A 17421-nucleotide genomic window follows, 5' to 3' on the forward strand; every position below is an offset into this window, starting at 1 on the left:
CGGCCTCCCGGGGCGGCGGTTTACGGATGTGAGGGCACCGTCGTGAGCAGCGGCTGGGGGGACGTCTTTCCGGCCGGTGAGCCCAGGGCGCTGACCGTGACGACCAGGACGATCGCGAGGGCGAGACCGGTCGCGGCGGCGATCAGGGCACGCATGCGGGGCCTCCCGACGGCCGGTTGTTTCCCTGCGGTTGTCCTGATGGTTCGTCAGGTCCGGGCACCGTAGCAACGGGAGGGTGAGATGAGAACAGGTCGTACGACGCCGAAGGGCGCCATCCCGCGTCGGCGGGAGGGCGCCCTTCGGTGTCGACGACCGCGGGTCAGGGGGTGGCGGAGGCGCTCGGGGAGGCGGACGCCGACGCGGACTCGGACGCGGACGGGCTCGGCGACGGGCTCGGTGAGGAGTCGGCCGCGGCGACCGTCAGTTCCACGGTGAGGGTCGCGCCGCCGGTGGTGGTGATGCGGAGCAGGAACGTGCCGGTGGTGTCGTCCGCGTAGAGCTTGGGCAGGGTGAGCAGGCCGTTCGCGTCCGTCTTGAGGTCCGTGAGGGTGCGTACGGCGTTGCCGCCGGCGTCCTTGAAGTACGGGCCCTTGTCGTTCTCGCCGGTGTCGTCCGCCGACTTGACGAGTGTGGCGGTGGCGGCGACCTGGCCGGCGACGGCGCCCCGGTAGGTGGCCTTCACCTGCACCTGGTCGGTGAACTCGGCGCCCGGGGTGGCCGTGGGCGCGGTGGTGTCGACGAGGGCGAGGGTGTCGGCGGCGCGCGCAGTGACGCTCGCCGTGTAGTCGACGCCCTTGACCGTACGGCCGACCACGCCGGCCCGGATCGTGAAGTCACCGGTCTGCTCGCCGGCCCGGAGGGTCGGTGCGACCGCGACGCCCTTGCTGTCGGTGGTGACCGTGGCGACGCTCTCGCCGCCGGTGAAGGTCGCGTCCGTGTCCCCGACGATGGTGAACCGGACCCGGACCTTGGCGGCGGCGCGGCCCGTCTTGGTCTCCGCGCGCGTGCTGATCTTCTTGGTGAACGCGTCGCCGGCCGTCGCCGTGAGCTTGGCGGTGCCCGCGTCCTCCAGGTGGTCCACGGTGTCGGTGGCCGTGGGCGGCACGGTCGGGGTCGTGGTCGGCCCGCCCGGCCTCGGCTCGTCGGGCTTCGGGGTGCCGGTGCCAGGCGCGCTGGGCGTCGGGGATCCCCCGGAGCCGGCGTGGCCGGGCTTGTCGTCGTCGCTGCGGTGGCTGGGCACGCCGCCGGTCCCGTTCGGGATCGAGTGGGTGCCCTTGCGGTAGAACTCGTACCAGGACAGCACCAGGTTCAGGTACTCCTGCGAGCCGTTGTAGCTGAGGATCGCGCGGTTCATGTCGGCCTGGACGGACAGGTCCCAGTCGTAGCGGCACAGGTAGTGGCCGGCGGCGAGCGCCGCGTCGTAGACGTTGTTGGGGTCCTTGACGCCGTCGCCGTTGCCGTCGCGGCCGGCCCACGCCCAGGTCGAGGGGATGAACTGCATGGGGCCGACGGCCTGGTCGTACGAGCTGTTGCCGTCGTACTGGCCGCCGTCGGTGTCCTTGATGAGCGCGAAGCCGTTGCCGTCGAGCTGCGGGCCCAGGATCCGGTGCAGGGTGTTGCCCTCGGCGTCGACGTCGCCGCCGCGGGCCTGTCCTGACTCCACCTTGCCGATGGCGGCGAGCAGTTGCCAGGGCAGGTTGCAGCCCGGCTTGGAGCCGCGCAGTTCGGCCTCGGCCTTCTTGTAGGCGTCGAGGACGGTGGCCGGTATGCCGGCCTCGGCCGCGCCCCGGGAGACGGCGGTGCCGATGCTCGACGAGGAGGCGCTGGGACTGGCGCTGGGGGCCGGGCTGTTGAGCGGCGGCAGGTCCGTGTAGTACGGCGAGTTGCCGGTGGCGCCGTCCGTCGCGCCGGCCTTGTCGGATGCGGAGGTGCTGGCGCCGGCGTTCGACTGCCGGCCCGTGTCGCCGCTCGTCGCGCCCGGTGCCTGGGACGCGGACAGAGCCGCCACCGCCAACGCGGCCGCGGCGGTCGTCGCCGCTCCCTTGCGCAGCCGCCTGCCGAATTGCGCCGCCATAAGGTGAACCCCTCCCATGGGCGCCTTCTGAGCGCCCGTCTCCGTCTGTCCGCTCGCCCCTGGTGGGACGGTCGACCTGGTGTTGTGGTTGCCCCCTGTTACCTCTTTCGAGTGGTGAGGTAGCGCACCGGTGGAGCCCGCCGGGGCGGCGACCCAGGCGACACTACGACAACTTCCATTCCGCGGACACCCGGCGGTGCCCGATTTTCACCAGTTGGCCATTCCCCGTTGAACGATGGTGGTGTCGCGGATACTTGCCGTACGCGATCACTTGTTCGGCGCTTCGGGCCGACGACTGCTCCAGGGAGACCGGGTGCCGTTCACTCTCAGCCACGCCGCCGCCGTCCTGCCCGTCGTGCGCGGCGACGGCACCGGGCGCGGGCGGCTGGTACCGGCGGTGCTCTTCGCCGGGTCCTTCTCCCCCGACCTCACCTACTACGCGGCGAGCGCGGTGCCGGAGGCGATGGAGTTCGGCACGTTCACGCACTCCTTCACCGGGGTCCTCACCGTGGACGTGCTCTTCTCGTGGGCGCTGGTGGGTGTGTGGGTGCTGGTGCGGGAGCCGCTCGTGGCGCTGCTGCCCCGGGCCCGGCAGGGGCGCCCGGCGGCTCTGCTGCGCTGCGGGGCGCCACGGACGCGTGCCGGTCTGCGCGTCGCGGTCCGGTGGTACGTCTGCGCCGTGCTCGGCGCGCTCACCCATGTCGTCTGGGACGCGTTCACGCACCACGACCGCTGGGGGACCCGGCTGATCCCCGCGATCGGCCGGACCGTGGCGGGTGTTCCGCTCTACACCCTGCTCCAGTACGGCACTTCGGCGGTGGCCGCGGTCGTGCTCGCCGTGTTCGTGCTCCGTGCGCTGCGGCGGGCCCGGGCCGGGGAGCCGGTGGGGGTGCCGCCGCTGTCCGCCCGGGACCGGTGGTGGGCGGGGGCGGGGATCGCGGGCTGCGCGTTGGTCGCCGCGGTGCAGCGGGCGACGCGGTGGTGGGCCTACTGGGGTTCGACGGCGAAGTCCTGGGAGCTGCTGCCCACCGTGCTCTTCGGAGGGGGTGCCGGGCTGCTGCTCGGGGTGCTGGGGTACGCCGTGACGGTCAGGGTGTGGCGTCCGGCGCCGGTGGCCGGGAATGTGCGCCGGAGTCCTTCGGCCGTTCGGTGAGGGTCGCCACGAACACGGTCATGGTGCGGGGGCGGCGGGGGCCGGGGAGTGCGCTGAGGAGCAGCGCGAGATAGCTGCGGACGAGATCGAGCCACTGACGTGGCCGGGGGCGGGTGCGGAGCCTGCGCCGGAGGCGGGCGACCGCTTTGCGCACGGTGAGGACGAGGTCGGTGGGGATGCGGGCGGAGCTGGCGCCGGGTGCCATGGCCGGGGCCGACGGGACCGCCGTGACCTGCGCCGCGGCGGAGCGGGCCTTGGCCGGGGGCCTGGTCTGGGGCGTCCGGCCGTGAAGCATGCGTATACCCATGCCCGCATCCTTGCCGCTGCCCGGTGCGGGGGCGTTCTGACGGGGTCCAGCTGAGTGACGGCCGGGGTGCGGCGCGGGGCGGGCGCCGCCGCACCCATACCGGTGCAACGGCGGTCCCCCGCGCGGGGGACCGCCAAAGGCTAGTGGGCGGCCGATTCCCAGTCCGGGCCCACGCCGACCGAGACGTCCAGCGGGGCCCTGAGGCGGACCGCGTCGGCCATCTCGCGGCGCAGGACCGCCTCCACCTCGGTGCGCTCGCCGGGGGCGATCTCCAGGACGATTTCGTCGTGCACCTGCAGGAGCATCCGGGAGTTCAGGTCCGCCGCGCGCAGCGCGCCGTCCACCTTCAGCATGGCCAGCTTGACGATGTCCGCCGCGGTGCCCTGGATGGGCGCGTTGAGAGCCATCCGCTCGGCCGCCTCGCGGCGCTGGCGGTTGTCGCTGTTGAGGTCGGGGAGGTAGCGGCGGCGGCCGAAGAGCGTCGCCGTGTAGCCGGTCGCCCGTGCCTCGTCGACCACCCGGCGCAGGTAGTCACGGACGCCGCCGAACCGCTCGAAGTAGGTGTCCATCAGGGCGCGGGCCTCGCCCGCGTCGATGTTCAGCTGCTGGGAGAGGCCGAACGCCGACAGTCCGTAGGCGAGGCCGTACGACATCGCCTTGATCTTGCGGCGCATCTCCGCGTCGACGGCCGGGCCGTCGACGGAGAACACCTGCGAGGCGACCGTGGTGTGCAGGTCCTCGCCGGAGGTGAACGCCTCGATCAGGCCCTCGTCCTCGGAGAGGTGGGCCATCACCCGCAGTTCGATCTGGCTGTAGTCGGCCGTCATCAGCGACTCGAACCCCTCGCCGACCACGAAGCCCCGGCGGATCGCCCGGCCCTCGTCGGTACGGACCGGGATGTTCTGAAGGTTGGGGTCGGTGGAGGAGAGCCGGCCGGTCGCGGCCACCGTCTGGTTGAACGTGGTGTGGATACGGCCGTCCGCCGCCACCGTCTTGATCAGGCCCTCGACCGTCACCCGGAGCTTGGCCTGCTCACGGTGGCGGAGCATGATCACCGGCAGTTCGTTCTCGGTCTGGTCGGCCAGCCAGGCCAGCGCGTCGGCGTCGGTGGTGTAACCGGTCTTGGTCTTCTTGGTCTTGGGCAGCGCCAGCTCACCGAAGAGGACCTCCTGGAGCTGCTTGGGCGAGCCCAGGTTGAACTCGTGCCCGGCGGCCGCGTGTGCCTCCTTCACGGCCTGCTGGACCGCGCCCGCGAACATCTGCTCCATCGCTTCGAGATGCGTGCGGTCGGCCGCGATGCCGTGCCGCTCCATGCGGGCGAGGAGGACGGAGGTGGGCAGCTCCATGTCACGGAGCAGGTCCGCCGCGCCGACCTCCTGGAGCCGGCCCTCGAAGGCCTCCCCCAGGTCGAGGATGGCGCGGGCCTGGATCATCAGGGCGTCGGCCTCGGCGCCGTCGTCCGCGCCGAACGCCAGCTGGCCGTCGGCCGCGGCGGCCGGGGCCAGCTCGCGGTGCAGGTACTCCAGGGTCAGCGCGTCCAGGTCGAAGGAGCGGCGGCCGGGTTTGACCAGGTAGGCGGCGAGCGCGGTGTCCATGGTGACGCCGTCGACGCTCCAGCCGTGCTCGGCGAAGACCCGCATGGCGCCCTTGGCGTTGTGGAAGACCTTGGGCCGCGCCGCGTCGGCCAGCCAGGCCGTCCACGCCCTCTCGTCGGCCTCGTCCAGTTCGGCGGGGTCGAACCAGGCGGCCGCGCCCTGGGCGGCGGCCAGCGCGACCTCGGCGACCGATCCGGTGCCGAGCGCCCAGGTGTCGACAGTGGCGACGCCGAGCAGACCGGTGCCGTGCTCGGTGAGCCAGCCGGTCAGCTCGCCGGTGCCGAGGACGGTGCCGTCGACCGCGACGCCCGCCTCGGGGGCCGGTGCGGACTCGGCCTCCTCGGCACCGGGGTCGACGGCGTAGAGCCGCTCGCGCAGCGACGGATTGCGGATCTCCAGGGTGTCCAGGATCATCGCGACGTTCTTGCGGTCGTACGGCGCGCGCTCCAGGTCGGCGACCGTCCTCGGCAGCTCGACCGCGCGATCCAGCTCGGTGAGCCGGCGGTTGAGCTTGACCGACTCCAGGTGGTCGCGGAGGTTCTGGCCGGCCTTGCCCTTCACCTCGTCGACGCGCTCCACCAGCTCGGCGAAGGAGCCGAACTGGTTGATCCACTTCGCGGCCGTCTTCTCGCCGACGCCCGGGATGCCGGGGAGATTGTCGGACGGGTCGCCCCGCAGGGCCGCGAAGTCGGGGTACTGGGCGGGCGTCAGGCCGTACTTCTCGAACACCTTCTCCGGGGTGAACCGGGTCAGCTCGGAGACGCCCTTGGTCGGATAGAGCACCGTGGTGTGTTCGGTGACCAGCTGGAAGGAGTCCCGGTCGCCGGTGACGATGAGGACCTCGAAGCCGGCGGCCTCGGCCTGGGTGGCAAGGGTGGCGATGATGTCGTCGGCCTCGAAGCCCTCGACGGCGAAGCGCTGCGCGTGCATGGCGTCCAGCAGCTCACCGATCAGCTCGACCTGGCCCTTGAACTCGTCCGGGGTCTTGGAGCGGTTCGCCTTGTACTCGGTGAACTCCTGCGAGCGCCAGGTCTTGCGGGAGACGTCGAAGGCCACCGCGAAGTGCGTGGGCGCCTCGTCACGCAGGGTGTTGGCCAGCATCGACGCGAAGCCGTAGATCGCGTTCGTCGGCTGGCCCGTCGCGGTCGTGAAGTTCTCCGCGGGCAGCGCGAAGAACGCGCGGTAGGCCAGCGAGTGCCCGTCCATGAGCATCAGCCGGGGACGGGTCCCGCTGGGGGTCGGGTCGGTCTTCTTCGATGCTGTCTCTGCCACGCCCCCGATCCTGCCACGCCGCACTGACAGTGAGGGCCGTCGGTTCGGATCGCGGTGGCCGCGGCGCGGGACCTGGGGCCCGGCACTGTCGGGCACAGCGTGCGTGCTCGTCCGCCGCACCCCTTCGGCCGACGTCGGCCGGGCGTGCGAGGATCGGCTGCACAGGGCAGTGATGCTGGCGTAGAGGGAGTGCGTGTCATGGCGACGAAGCCGCCCCAGGGGGATCCCGTTCAGGACGCGCCTCGGGTCGTCGACCCGAAGCACGCGGCGGCGGGGCTGCCGGCCGTCGGGCACACTCTGCGCGTCGCCCAGCAGCAGATGGGGGTGAAGCGCACCGCGCTGACGCTGCTGCGGGTCAATCAGAAGGACGGCTTCGACTGCCCCGGCTGCGCCTGGCCGGAGCCCGATCACCGGCACACCGCCGAATTCTGCGAGAACGGCGCCAAGGCGGTGGCCGAGGAGGCCACCCTGCGCCGGGTCACGCCCGATTTCTTCACCGGGCACTCGGTCGCCGACCTGCACCACCGCAGCGGCTACTGGCTCGGCCAGCAGGGGCGGCTCACCCACCCCATGTATCTCGCCGAGGGCGCCGACCACTACGAGCCGGTCGGCTGGGACCGTGCCTTCGACATCATCGGTGAGGAGATCGCCGCCCTCTCCTCCCCCGACGAGGCCGTCTTCTACACCTCGGGCCGCACGAGCAACGAGGCGGCGTTCCTGTACCAGCTGTTCGCACGCGAGCTGGGCACCAACAACCTGCCGGACTGCTCCAACATGTGCCACGAGTCCTCGGGCTCGGCGCTCGGCGAGACCATCGGCATCGGCAAGGGCAGCGTCCTTCTCGAGGACCTCTACCAGGCGGACCTGATCGTCGTGGCCGGGCAGAACCCGGGGACCAACCATCCCCGGATGCTGTCGGCACTGGAGAAGGCCAAGGCCAACGGCGCGAAGATCATCAGTGTCAATCCGCTCCCGGAGGCGGGCCTGGAGCGGTTCAAGAACCCGCAGACCCCTCAGGGCATGCTCAAGGGCACCGCGCTGACCGACCTGTTCCTGCAGATCCGCATCGGCGGCGACCAGGCCCTGTTCCGGGTCCTCAACAGGATGATCCTGGAGACCGAGGGAGCGGTCGACGAGGAGTTCGTGCGCGAGCACACCCACGGGTACGAGGAGTTCGCCGAGGCGGCCCGCGCCGCCGACTGGGACGAGACGCTCGCCGCCACCGGTCTGACCCGCGCGGAGATCGAGGAGGCGCTGCGCATGGTGCTCGCCTCCGAGCGCACCATCGTGTGCTGGGCCATGGGTCTGACCCAGCACAAGCACTCGGTCCCGACGATCCGGGAGGTCGTCAACTTCCTGCTGCTGCGCGGCAACATCGGCCGTGCCGGCGCGGGCGTGTGCCCGGTCCGCGGCCACTCGAACGTGCAGGGCGACCGCACGATGGGCATATTCGAGCGCCCGGCCCCGGCGTTCCTGGACGCCCTGGAGAAGGAGTTCGGCTTCGCGCCGCCGCGCGAGCACGGTTTCGACGTCGTCCGGGCCATCCGCGCGCTGCGCGACGGCGAGGCGAAGGTCTTCTTCGCGATGGGCGGCAACTTCGTCTCCGCGACCCCCGACACGGAGGTCACCGAGGCGGCGATGCGCCGGGCGCGGCTGACCGTGCACGTGTCGACGAAGCTCAACCGCTCGCACGTCGTGACGGGCGCGCGGGCGCTGATCCTGCCGACGCTCGGCCGCACCGAGCGTGATCTCCAGGACAGCGGCGAGCAGTTCGTCACCGTCGAGGACTCGATGGGCATGGTGCACGCCTCCCGCGGCCGCCTGGACCCCGCGAGCCCGCACCTGCTGTCGGAGCCGGCGATCGTGTGCCGGCTCGCCCGCCGGGTGCTCGGCGCGCGGAGCGCCACCCCCTGGGAGGAGTTCGAGAAGGACTACGCGACGGTCCGCGACCGCATCGCGCGCGTGATCCCCGGTTTCGAGGACTTCAACGCGCGCGTGGCCGAGCCGGGCGGCTTCGCGCTGCCGCACGCCCCTCGCGACGAGCGCCGCTTCCCGACCGCCACCGGCAAGGCGAACTTCACGGCGGCGCCCGTGGAGTACCCCGAACTGCCCGAGGGGCGGCTGCTGTTGCAGACGCTGCGTTCGCACGACCAGTACAACACCACGATCTACGGTCTGGACGACCGCTACCGGGGCATCAGGAACGGCCGCCGGGTGGTGCTGGTGAACCCGGAGGACGCGCGGGCGCTGGGTGTGGCGGACGGGTCGTACGTCGACCTGGTGAGCGAGTGGAAGGACGGCGTGCAGCGGCGGGCGCCGGGCTTCCGGGTGGTGCTCTATCCGACGGCCCGGGGCTGCGCGGCCGCTTACTACCCGGAGACCAATGTGCTGGTGCCGCTCGACGCGACCGCCGACACCAGCAACACCCCGGCCAGCAAGTCCGTCGTGGTCCGCCTGGTCGGCGGTGTGCCGCGGCAGAGCACGGCGGACTGAACGGGCGTTCGGGCCGTCTGGAAGAATCGGCGGCCTACTGAGCGTTTGCTCAGTGACGAGACAGCCGTACGACGATCGGAGCCGGCCCATGGGCGAGCAGCAGCGTGTGAAGTTCCCGCAGGAGGTCATCGACGAGTACGCCGCGCTCGGTGTCGACCTGCCCGCCCTGTTCTCGGCGGGTCACCTCGGCACCCGGATGGGCGTGCAGATCCTCGAGGCCTCCGCGGACCGGGTCGTCGGCACGATGCCGGTGGAGGGCAACACCCAGCCGTACGGACTCCTGCACGGCGGGGCCAGCGCGGTGCTGGCGGAGACCCTGGGGTCGGTCGGGTCGATGCTGCACGGCGGCAGCTCGAAGATCGCGGTCGGCGTCGACCTGAACTGCACGCATCACCGCGGGGCCCGCTCCGGCCTGGTCACCGGCGTGGCCACACCCGTCCACCGGGGGCGTTCCACGGCGACGTACGAGATCGTGATCAGTGACGCGGAGGGCCACCGGGTGTGCACGGCCCGCCTGACCTGTCTGCTGCGCGAGCTGACGGGCGACTCCCTCCCCTCCCCGGTCCAGGGCTGAGCCGCCCGCCACCGCCCCGGGGCCGGGGCCCGTCGCCGACGGGCCCATTGCTCCCCGCCGTCCCCGCCCTTACCTTCGGCGCATGGGACGGCGAGGAGGCACCCTGCCGGGTGGAGCGACCGCACTGGGTCTCGGACTCGTTCTGCTGACCGGCTGCGGCACCACCCCCGCTCCCGCCGCCGCGGGCTCCACGTCCCCCTCGGCATCGGCCGCGGCGACCTCGGACGCCGCCCTGTGCGCCGCGATCGTCGCGCACTGGGCGCGCGAGGTGCTCGACAGCGGCACCTACGGCGACTACCAGTCGATGGGGCTCTCCAACGGCCAGTACGAGATCCTCCGGGACATCGTCGACGCCGCACGGGCCGTGAGGCGCCGTCAGGGAGCCTCTGCCGCACACCGGTTGACGGACCGCCGGTCGCGCTCCGCCTGCACCGAGCGGTACCGCGACGGCGTACCGACGGGAGGCCCCTGGCAGTGAGCGAAGCGACCGGCATCGGCCCCGTGGAGCCGGGCGAGGGCACCCACGGCCTGGAGCTCCCCGGACCCGCGGCCGCCCCTCCCCCGCACCCCGGCCGCCGCCGCGCGGCCCTCGCCCTGGCCGCGGCCGCCGCCGTGCTGTCCGGCGGCGGGTACCTCTACGCGACCCGGCCGCACGACCCGCCACCGCCCGAAGTCCCTTACCCCGCGCAGACGGTGGCGTTCACGTTCCTGGGCGACCGGGTCACCCCGCCCGGCGCCCCGACCCGCAGCTTCAGCTTCGCGGTGCGGATGAGCGTCCTGGAGGGACCGCCGGTCACCGCGGACCGGATCAGCCAGCCCTACGCCGGTCTCTCACTGACCGAGACGCCCCGCGCACCCTTCCGGACGAAGGCGGGCACACCGCGCGACATCACGATAACCATGCACGTGACCGACTGTGCGACGGTTCCGAAGGAAGCCGGACTTCCTTTCCTGGACGTAACTCTGCGTAATACGCGCGCAATACAAGTCCAGAGTTTCATCCTGGGGACCCGCTACGCACAACACCTGTCACGGGCCCTGAAAGTCGCCTGCAGCAACGGCCGGTAAGCGCTTCAAGTAATTACCAAAAGCCCTGAGACGCCTGATCGGATTACGGCGGGTCCTGCGGGTTCTCACCATGCGGACGGAGCGAATCGGCCTGAATTCCACTCTTCTCGACACCATGTACCGCTCTGCATTACCTCGTGTCATAACAAGAGCGTCACAGCATCGGTCAGACCCTCCTCCACGTTCCCCAAGCCCGCTTAGAGTCACGGCCAGTCACGGCGCCGTCGGAATGTTCACTTCGACAGGGCGCGCGACTCGACCGTCTCCACGGGGATGCGGTTGTTCAGGGGAAAGGACTGATCGTGCGTCAACGTTCGCTCATCGCCATCACCGCAGCTCTGGCAGCGGGAGCACTCACCCTCACGGCCTGCGGCTCGCGCGACAGCGGCGACAAGGGCTCCGACTCGGGCAGTGGTGGCACCACGGTCACCATCGGCGTCGACGCCCCGCTGACCGGCGACCTGTCCGCGCTCGGCCTGGGCATCAAGAACTCCGTCGACCTCGCGGTCAAGCAGGCCAACAAGAAGAAGTACGTCGACGGCGTCACCTTCAAGATCGAGGCCAAGGACGACCAGGCCCAGCCGTCCTCCGGCCAGGCCAACGCCTCCGCGTTCGTCAGCGACAACAACGTCTACGGCGTGGTCGGCCCGCTGAACTCCTCCGTCGCCCAGTCGATGCAGAAGGTCTTCGACGACGCGAAGCTGGTCGAGGTCTCCCCGGCCAACACCAACCCGGCGCTGACCCAGGGCGACAACTGGCAGACGACGAAGACGCGTCCGTACAAGTCGTACTTCCGTACCGCGACCACGGACGCCATCCAGGGCCCCTACGCCGCGCAGTACGTGTACAACACGGCGAAGCTGACCAAGGCCTTCATCATCGACGACAAGAAGACCTACGGCGCCGGCCTCGCCGCCACCTTCACCGACGAGTTCAAGAAGCTCGGCGGCAAGGTGGTCGGCACCGAGCACATCAACCCCGACTCCAAGGACTACTCCGCGGTCGTCACCAAGGTGAAGAACTCGGGCGCCACCGTGGTCTACTACGGCGGCGAGTACCCGCAGGCCGGCCCGCTGAGCAAGCAGCTCAAGGCCGCCGGCGCCAAGATCCCGCTGGTCGGCGGTGACGGCATCTACGCCGACGACTTCATCAAGCTGGCGGGCACCGCCGCCACCGGCGACATGGCCACCTCCGTCGGCGCCCCGGTCGAGACCCTCGACTCCGCCAAGGAGTTCGTCGCCAACTACAAGGCGGGCGGCTACACGGAGGCCTACGGCGCCTACGGCGGCTACTCCTACGACTCGGCCTGGTCCATCATCGAGGCCGTGAAGAAGGTCGTCGACGACAACGGCGGCAAGCTGCCGTCCGACGCCCGCGCCAAGATCACCGCCGCGGTCCAGAACGTCTCCTTCGACGGCGTGACCGGCAAGGTCTCCTTCGACGAGTACGGTGACGCTACCAACAAGCAGCTCACCGTCTACAAGGTCACCGGCGGGGCCTGGAAGGCCGCTACCTCGGGCACGTACACGCCGAGCAGCTGACCCTCACCCGTACGCAGCACCGAGCCGCGCGGGGCGCTGTTCCACTGGCGCCCCGCGCGGACTCGCATCCGGCCTCATCCGTCGAACTTATCCGAACGTCTCGGAGGACATGCGGTGAACGAACTGCCGCAGCAGCTGGTCAACGGCCTGCTACTGGGATCCATGTACGGGCTGGTCGCCATCGGCTACACGATGGTCTATGGCATCGTCCAGCTCATCAACTTCGCCCACGGCGAGATCTTCATGACCGGCGCCTTCGGCGCGCTCACGGTCTACGCGTACGTACTGCCCGGCGGCACCTCGATGTGGATAGCTCTCCCGCTGATGCTGGTGGGAGCAATCATCGTCGCCACCCTGGTCGCCGTCGGAGCGGAACGGTTCGCCTACCGGCCGCTGCGCACCGCCCCGCGTCTCGCCCCCCTCATCACCGCCATCGGCCTCTCCCTGGCCCTCCAGCAGGCGGTGTGGGCCTGGTACCCCGAGGCGAAGTCCGCCCGGACCTTCCCGACCATCCCGGGCGGCCCCTTCGACATCGGCAACGTCACCATCCAGACCGGTGACATCTTCCTGGTGGTCGTGGCCCCGCTCAGCATGGCCTTCCTCGCCTACTTCGTGATGCGCACCCGCACCGGCCGGGGCATGCAGGCCACCGCCCAGGACCCGGACACCGCGAAGCTCATGGGCGTCAACACCGACCGCATCATCGTGATCGCGTTCGCCCTCGGCGCCGCCTTCGCCGCCGTCGGCGGCGTCGCCTACGGCCTCAAGTACGGCCAGATCGACTTCAAGATGGGCTTCCTGCTTGGCCTGAAGGCCTTCACCGCGGCCGTCCTCGGCGGCATCGGCAACATCTACGGCGCCATGCTCGGCGGACTCGTCCTCGGCGTCGCCGAAGCCCTGTCGACCGCCTACATCTCGGACATCCCCGGCATGGGTCAGTTCGGCAGCCAGTCCTGGGCCGACGTCTGGGCGTTCGTACTCCTCATCCTCGTACTGCTGTTCAGACCACAAGGTCTGCTCGGCGAACGCGTCGCGGACAGGGCGTGACACCGATGACCACAGAGACCACCACATCCGAGACCCCCGAGACCCCGGGGACCCCGACGACCGAGAACACCTCCGCACCCGCCGCGACCGGCCTCATCGGCCTGCCCACCCCGCTGGGCCGGGCCCTCGCCACCGGCGGCGGCGCCCTCGCCGTCATCTCCACGTTCATGTCCTGGACCTGGACCTCCGCCTTCCCCGGCGACCTCACGGTCTACGGCTACCCGGGCGGCCTGCAGGTCCTCGTCCTGATCGGCGGCCTCCTCACCACCCTGTTCGGCCTCGCCTCCTACGGCGTCAAAGGCCTCGGCGCGCTGACGCCCGGCAGCGCCGACAGCGCACTGAAGATGGCCGCGCTCGGCACCTTCGCCACCGCCTGGTACACCGTCATCGCCATCAGCGACGAACTCGGCGGCGTGGTGAACCTCGACCCCGGCGGCTTCGTCGTCGCGATCGCCACCCTCGCCGCCCTGATCGGCGCGATGTCCCTGCCGTTCGAACGGCCCGAACCCGACCCGGTCGACCCCGACGACACCGGCTGGGAACTGTTCCGGCACAACACCCGCCAGAACTGGAACACCTTCCGCGCGTCCTTCGCCGCCAAGACCCCCGCCCCGGCCCGCCCCATGGCCGCCTGGGCCGAGATCCTGGTGATCGTCGCCGCCATGGCCGTCGGCCTGATCGTCTTCAGCTACGGCGTCGGCACGTCCTACGACGAACTGTTCATCGGCTTCCTCATCACGGCCGGCTTCGGCTTCGCCGCCCTCTCCAAGGCCGGGATCGTGGCCCAGGTCTCGGCGATCACCGCGAAGCACCGGAACATCACCATGACCGGCGCCTTCCTGGCCGCCGCGGCCTTCCCGTTCACCCAGTCCAACGACCAGTACGCGACCATCGGCGTCTACATCCTGATCTTCGCCACCGTCGCACTCGGCCTGAACATCGTCGTCGGCCTCGCCGGCCTCCTCGACCTCGGCTACGTCGCCTTCCTCGGCGTCGGCGCCTACACCGCCGCCCTGGTCTCCGGCTCGCCCTCCTCCCCCCTGCACGTGCAGTGGCCCTTCTGGGCCTCCGCACTGCTCGGCGCCGCCGTCGCAATGATCTTCGGCGTCATCATCGGCGCACCGACCCTGCGACTGCGCGGCGACTACCTCGCCATCGTCACCCTCGGCTTCGGTGAGATCTTCCGCATCACCGTCCTCAACCTGGACGGCACCTCCGGCCCCGACGTCACCAACGGCTCCAACGGCATCTCGTCCATCCCGAACCTGGACATCCTCGGCTTCGACTTCGGCGCCGAACACCAGATCCTCGGCTCCACCATCGGCCGCTTCGCCAACTACCTGCTCCTGATGCTGATCATCACGCTCATCGTGGTCATCGTCTTCCGGCGCAGCAGCGACTCCCGCATCGGCCGCGCCTGGGTCGCCATCCGCGAGGACGAGACCGCCGCACTCGCCATGGGCATCAACGGCTTCCGTGTCAAGCTCATCGCCTTCGCCCTCGGCGCCTGCCTCGCCGGCCTCTCCGGCTCGGTCCAGGCACACGTCACCTACACGGTGACCCCCGAGCAGTACCAGTTCGCCTACGTCGTCCCGCCCAACTCGGCCTTCCTGCTCGCCGCGGTCGTCCTCGGCGGCATGGGCACCATCTCCGGCCCCCTGGTCGGCGCCTCCCTGCTCTACCTGATCCCGGCCAAGCTGCAGTTCCTCGGCGACTACCAGCTCTTCGCCTTCGGCGTGGCACTCATCCTCCTGATGCGCTTCCGCCCCGAGGGCCTCATCCCCAACCGGCGCCGCCAGCTCGAATTCCACGAAGAGGCCGAAGCGCCCGCCGTCCTCACCAAGGCAGGGGCGTGACCACGATGACCACCGACACCACCGTCCAGGACACCACCCCCGGCGCCACCGACCCCGGCCAGACCGTGCTCGACGCACGCGGCGTGACCATGCGCTTCGGCGGCCTCACCGCCGTACGCAACGTCGACCTCACCGTCAACAGCGGCGAGATCGTCGGCCTGATCGGCCCCAACGGAGCCGGCAAGACCACCTTCTTCAACTGCCTGACCGGCCTCTACATCCCCACCGAGGGCGAAGTCCGCTACAAGGGCCAGGTACTGCCGCCGAAGTCCTTCAAGGTCACCGCCGCCGGCATCGCCCGCACCTTCCAGAACATCCGGCTCTTCGCCAACATGACCGTCCTGGAGAACGTCCTGGTCGGCCGGCACACCCGTACCAAGGAAGGCCTGTGGTCCGCACTCCTGCGCGGCCCCGGCTTCCACCGCGCCGAAGCGGCCTCACGGGCCCGCGCCATGGAACTCCTGGAATTCGTCGGCCTGGAACACAAGGCCGAACACCTGGCCCGCAACCTCCCCTACGGCGAGCAGCGCAAACTCGAGATCGCCCGCGCCCTCGCCAGCGAGCCCGGACTGCTGCTCCTCGACGAGCCCACGGCCGGAATGAACCCCCAGGAGACCCGGACCACCGAAGAACTGGTCTTCAAGATCCGCGACAAGGGCATCGCCGTCCTCGTCATCGAGCACGACATGCGCTTCATCTTCAACCTCTGCGACCGCGTCGCCGTCCTCGTACAGGGCGAGAAACTCGTCGAGGGCGACAGCGCCACCGTGCAGGGCGACGACCGCGTCATCGCCGCCTACCTCGGCGAACCGTTCGAGAACGCGCCCGGCGACGAGGAAGCCGCCGAGGTCGAGACGGCCGAGGCGAACGCCGAGTCCCCGACCGACGCCGCGCCCGGCAAGGAGAACGACCGATGACCGCACTGCTCGAAGTCGAGGACCTGCGAGTCGCCTACGGCAAGATCGAGGCCGTCAAAGGCATCTCCTTCAAGGTCGAGGCCGGCCAGGTCGTCACCCTGATCGGCACCAACGGCGCCGGCAAGACCACGACCCTGCGCACCCTGTCCGGACTGCTCAAGCCGGTCGGCGGACAGATCCGGTTCAACGGCAAGTCGCTCAAGAAGATCCCGGCGCACAACATCGTCTCGCTGGGCCTCGCCCACTCCCCCGAGGGCCGGCACATCTTCCCGCGCATGACCATCGAGGACAACCTGCGCCTCGGCGCCTTCCTGCGCAGCGACAAGCCGGGCATCGAGAAGGACATCCAGCGCGCCTACGACCTGTTCCCGATCCTCGGGGAACGGCGCAAGCAGGCCGCCGGCACCCTCTCCGGCGGCGAGCAGCAGATGCTCGCGATGGGACGGGCGCTCATGTCCCAGCCCAAGCTGCTGATGCTGGACGAGCCGTCCATGGGACTCTCGCCGATCATGATGCAGAAGATCATGGCGACCATCGCGGAACTGAAGTCCCAGGGGACGACGATCCTGCTGGTCGAGCAGAACGCCCAGGCGGCGCTCTCACTGGCCGACCAGGGACACGTCATGGAGGTCGGCAACATCGTCCTGTCGGGAACCGGCCAGGACCTGCTGCACGACGAGTCCGTCCGCAAGGCCTACCTCGGCGAGGACTGACACCCCGCTTCGATACGCCGAGGCCCGCGCTCCCTTCTCCGGAGCGCGGGCCTCGGTGCCGTTACGGGAGGTCGTCAGCCCTTGCCGGACTTCTTCTCGTCGCTGTCCACGATGACCGCCTCCGCGACCTGCTGCATCGACATACGACGGTCCATCGACGTCTTCTGGATCCAGCGGAACGCCGCCGGCTCGCTCAGCCCGTACTCCGTCTGCAGGATGGACTTCGCCCGGTCGACCAGCTTGCGGGTCTCCAGACGCAGGGTGAGGTCGGCGACCTCCTTCTCCAGCTCCTTCATCTCGGTGAAGCGGGAGACCGCCATCTCGATCGCGGGCACCACGTCGCTCTTGCTGAACGGCTTGACGAGGTACGCCATCGCGCCGGCGTCCCGCGCCCGCTCGACCAGGTCGCGCTGCGAGAACGCGGTGAGCATCAGGACCGGGGCGATGGACTCCGCGGCGATCTTCTCGGCCGCGGAGATGCCGTCCAGCTTCGGCATCTTGACGTCCAGGATGACCAGGTCGGGGCGGTGCTCGCGGGCGAGTTCGACGGCCTGCTCACCGTCACCGGCCTCGCCGACGACGCTGTACCCCTCCTCCTCCAGCATCTCTTTGAGATCGAGCCGGATCAGGGCCTCGTCCTCGGCGATGACGACACGTGTCGTCAGCGGAGGCACGTGCGACTTGTCGTCGTCGGGTACGTCGACTGGCTTGGGCGACTCGGCGGCGGTCACGGGGGCTCCTCGTTCAGGGCAGGGCTACTGCTGACAAGAGCCTACCTAGCTGCGGTAAGGTGGACGCGCGGAGGGTCGGG

15 protein-coding genes are annotated in these 17421 nt (G+C 70.4%); 10 read left to right on the top strand and 5 right to left on the bottom strand.

Annotated features, from left to right (window positions below):
* Positions 1–20: 20 nt before the first annotated feature.
* Together ACZ4O3_RS16525 and ACZ4O3_RS16530 are read right to left on the bottom strand one after the other, a co-directional pair.
* Positions 21–155, bottom strand: a complete 135-nt coding sequence (locus ACZ4O3_RS16525; protein ID WP_362732214.1) for an SPW_0924 family protein — start codon at positions 153–155, stop codon at positions 21–23.
* Positions 156–319: 164 nt separating this feature from the next.
* Complete coding sequence (locus ACZ4O3_RS16530; protein WP_467722644.1) at positions 320–2074, bottom strand: lytic transglycosylase domain-containing protein; 1755 nt, start codon at positions 2072–2074, stop codon at positions 320–322.
* A gap of 313 nt (positions 2075–2387) precedes the next feature.
* Between ACZ4O3_RS16530 and ACZ4O3_RS16535 the strand changes: the two genes are divergently transcribed.
* Complete coding sequence (locus ACZ4O3_RS16535) at positions 2388–3227, top strand: DUF4184 family protein (RefSeq protein WP_467722646.1); 840 nt, start codon at positions 2388–2390, stop codon at positions 3225–3227.
* Here the strand turns inward: ACZ4O3_RS16535 and ACZ4O3_RS16540 are convergent.
* Positions 3163–3534, bottom strand: coding sequence for a hypothetical protein (locus ACZ4O3_RS16540; RefSeq protein WP_362724006.1), 372 nt, complete (start codon positions 3532–3534; stop codon positions 3163–3165). The genes ACZ4O3_RS16535 and ACZ4O3_RS16540 overlap by 65 nt on opposite strands.
* Positions 3535–3674: 140 nt before the next feature.
* Positions 3675–6401 (bottom strand): DNA polymerase I, encoded by a 2727-nt coding sequence (polA, locus tag ACZ4O3_RS16545; protein WP_467722648.1) that lies wholly within the window; start codon positions 6399–6401, stop codon positions 3675–3677.
* 198 nt (positions 6402–6599) lie between these two features.
* Between polA and ACZ4O3_RS16550 the strand changes: the two genes are divergently transcribed.
* The 9 genes from ACZ4O3_RS16550 (at position 6600) to ACZ4O3_RS16590 (ending at position 16610) form a co-directional block, all read left to right on the top strand.
* On the top strand, positions 6600–8894 hold the full coding sequence (locus ACZ4O3_RS16550) for an FdhF/YdeP family oxidoreductase (protein ID WP_467722650.1): 2295 nt from the start codon (positions 6600–6602) through the stop codon (positions 8892–8894).
* An 88-nt stretch (positions 8895–8982) separates the two neighbouring features.
* Positions 8983–9468 carry a PaaI family thioesterase gene (locus ACZ4O3_RS16555; RefSeq protein ID WP_362724014.1) on the top strand — a complete coding sequence of 162 codons (486 nt, stop codon included), beginning with the start codon at positions 8983–8985 and terminating at the stop codon, positions 9466–9468.
* An 82-nt stretch (positions 9469–9550) separates the two neighbouring features.
* Positions 9551–9946, top strand: a complete 396-nt coding sequence (locus tag ACZ4O3_RS16560; protein ID WP_467722652.1) for a hypothetical protein — start codon at positions 9551–9553, stop codon at positions 9944–9946.
* Entirely contained in the window at positions 9943–10536 is a 594-nt protein-coding gene (locus ACZ4O3_RS16565; RefSeq protein WP_467722653.1) for a Tat pathway signal sequence domain protein, read from the top strand. Before ACZ4O3_RS16560 ends, ACZ4O3_RS16565 begins: the two co-directional genes overlap by 4 nt.
* Before the next feature lie 302 nt (positions 10537–10838).
* Positions 10839–12077 (top strand): branched-chain amino acid ABC transporter substrate-binding protein, encoded by a 1239-nt coding sequence (locus ACZ4O3_RS16570; RefSeq protein ID WP_362731870.1) that lies wholly within the window; start codon positions 10839–10841, stop codon positions 12075–12077.
* A 114-nt stretch (positions 12078–12191) separates the two neighbouring features.
* Positions 12192–13124, top strand: coding sequence for a branched-chain amino acid ABC transporter permease (locus ACZ4O3_RS16575; RefSeq protein WP_362722776.1), 933 nt, complete (start codon positions 12192–12194; stop codon positions 13122–13124).
* A 5-nt stretch (positions 13125–13129) separates the two neighbouring features.
* Positions 13130–14980 carry a branched-chain amino acid ABC transporter permease gene (locus tag ACZ4O3_RS16580; protein ID WP_362722773.1) on the top strand — a complete coding sequence of 617 codons (1851 nt, stop codon included), beginning with the start codon at positions 13130–13132 and terminating at the stop codon, positions 14978–14980.
* 5 nt (positions 14981–14985) lie between these two features.
* Positions 14986–15897 carry an ABC transporter ATP-binding protein gene (locus tag ACZ4O3_RS16585; protein ID WP_467722853.1) on the top strand — a complete coding sequence of 304 codons (912 nt, stop codon included), beginning with the start codon at positions 14986–14988 and terminating at the stop codon, positions 15895–15897.
* Positions 15894–16610, top strand: coding sequence for an ABC transporter ATP-binding protein (locus tag ACZ4O3_RS16590; RefSeq protein WP_362722770.1), 717 nt, complete (start codon positions 15894–15896; stop codon positions 16608–16610). The genes ACZ4O3_RS16585 and ACZ4O3_RS16590 overlap by 4 nt, the downstream gene beginning before the upstream one ends.
* A gap of 74 nt (positions 16611–16684) precedes the next feature.
* On the opposite strand, the gene ACZ4O3_RS16595 is transcribed toward ACZ4O3_RS16590, so the two are convergent.
* Complete coding sequence (locus ACZ4O3_RS16595; RefSeq protein ID WP_362722767.1) at positions 16685–17341, bottom strand: ANTAR domain-containing response regulator; 657 nt, start codon at positions 17339–17341, stop codon at positions 16685–16687.
* Between the last annotated feature and the right edge of the window lie 80 nt (positions 17342–17421).

This window comes from Streptomyces sp. NPDC026515, assembly GCF_055567595.1.

What these genes read in the sequence shown, in the direction of transcription:
- ACZ4O3_RS16540 (WP_362724006.1), bottom strand. Translation starts at nt 3,534, where the DNA reads ATGGGTATACGCATGCTTCACGGCCGGACGCCCCAGACCAGGCCCCCG.
- ACZ4O3_RS16560 (WP_467722652.1), top strand. Translation starts at nt 9,551, where the DNA reads ATGGGACGGCGAGGAGGCACCCTGCCGGGTGGAGCGACCGCACTGGGT.
- ACZ4O3_RS16525 (WP_362732214.1), bottom strand. Translation starts at nt 155, where the DNA reads ATGCGTGCCCTGATCGCCGCCGCGACCGGTCTCGCCCTCGCGATCGTC.
- ACZ4O3_RS16580 (WP_362722773.1), top strand. Translation starts at nt 13,130, where the DNA reads ATGACCACAGAGACCACCACATCCGAGACCCCCGAGACCCCGGGGACC.
- ACZ4O3_RS16550 (WP_467722650.1), top strand. Translation starts at nt 6,600, where the DNA reads ATGGCGACGAAGCCGCCCCAGGGGGATCCCGTTCAGGACGCGCCTCGG.
- ACZ4O3_RS16590 (WP_362722770.1), top strand. Translation starts at nt 15,894, where the DNA reads ATGACCGCACTGCTCGAAGTCGAGGACCTGCGAGTCGCCTACGGCAAG.
- ACZ4O3_RS16555 (WP_362724014.1), top strand. Translation starts at nt 8,983, where the DNA reads ATGGGCGAGCAGCAGCGTGTGAAGTTCCCGCAGGAGGTCATCGACGAG.
- ACZ4O3_RS16585 (WP_467722853.1), top strand. Translation starts at nt 14,986, where the DNA reads ATGACCACCGACACCACCGTCCAGGACACCACCCCCGGCGCCACCGAC.
- ACZ4O3_RS16530 (WP_467722644.1), bottom strand. Translation starts at nt 2,074, where the DNA reads ATGGCGGCGCAATTCGGCAGGCGGCTGCGCAAGGGAGCGGCGACGACC.